The sequence below is a fragment of the Enterobacter sp. CM29 genome, assembly GCF_013179605.1.
Classification (GTDB): Bacteria; Pseudomonadota; Gammaproteobacteria; order Enterobacterales; family Enterobacteriaceae; genus Enterobacter; species Enterobacter intestinihominis.
The window spans coordinates 1-1058 of sequence record NZ_JABMCU010000369.1 but is presented as its reverse complement, the minus strand read 5'-3'; the positions used below and the strand labels follow the sequence as shown (position 1 = coordinate 1058).

Annotated in this window: 2 protein-coding genes; one reads left to right on the top strand and one right to left on the bottom strand. The window is 57.7% G+C overall.

What is annotated here, in order from left to right:
* Positions 1 to 440, bottom strand: a 440-nt coding sequence (locus HP459_RS23100) for a LysR family transcriptional regulator (RefSeq protein ID WP_171936944.1), incomplete at its 3' end; no start/stop codon positions are given.
* Positions 441 to 549: 109 nt separating this feature from the next.
* Between HP459_RS23100 and HP459_RS23095 the strand changes: the two genes are divergently transcribed.
* The coding region (locus HP459_RS23095) for an MFS transporter (protein WP_171936943.1) at positions 550 to 1058 on the top strand (509 nt) is incomplete at its 3' end.

Here is a 1058-nt window from a genome sequence, read left to right as displayed (position 1 = left end):
CAGTCAAGGTTGTCGCCGAGGAAATCAACCGAGCGATCGTTAAGCATCCACTCAACAGAAAGCTGGGGATAGCGCTGCAAAAATTGGGTTAACGGTTTTAGTAGCTGATCCTGGCCAAACGCGTGAGGCGCGCGCACCCTCAGCACCCCGACCGGTTCATCTTCCGTCTGCCCCACCTCGTCTTCCAGCGCCAGCCAGCTGTCAATCACCCGTCTGGCATGCTGATAGCAACGTTCACCGTCATCGGTCAGCCGTGTCGTATGGGTTGTGCGCAGCATCAGACGCACGCCCAGCATGGTCTCAAGCGACTGCAACCGTCTGCTCACCGTGGCCTGGGTTGTTGCCAGCTGACGTGCCGCCGCAGAAAGGGACCCCGCCTCCACAATGCGAACAAAGGTTCGCATCAGTTCTACACGATCTATACGCTCAGTCCGTTTCATATCATTAACACCTATACGTTACACGTATAAGCGTTTTACCACCGCGCCCGCTACCGTCGCAAGGCGTACTGATAAAAAATAGCCGCACACGACGAATGAGGAACATCTTATGAACACAACCACCACCCGGGCCGTAAGCCGCTGGGTAATCTTAATGCTGGCGCTCGGTGCGGGCTTCAGCGTGGCATCCATCTATTATGCCCAGCCTCTGCTGCCGCTGATGGGCTCAGACCTGCACCTGAGCATCGAAGGCATGGGCATGGTCCCGACGCTCACCCAGGCGGGTTATGCCTTAGGCATCCTGTTTCTGCTCCCGCTCGGCGATCGTTATGACCGCAGAACGTTGATCCTGATAAAAAGTGCAGCTCTGGCGCTGTTCCTGCTGAGTTGTAGCCTGACCGGACAACTGCACTCCCTACTGCTCACCAGCCTGCTGATTGGCATGGCCGCCACCATGGCGCAGGATATTGTCCCGGCCGCAGCGATCCTCGCGCCGGAAGGCAAACAGGGAAAAACAGTCGGCACGGTGATGACCGGCCTGCTGCTGGGGATTTTGCTCTCCAGAACCGTGAGCGGCGTGGTGGGTGAAGCCTTTGGCTGGCGAGTGATGTATCAGCT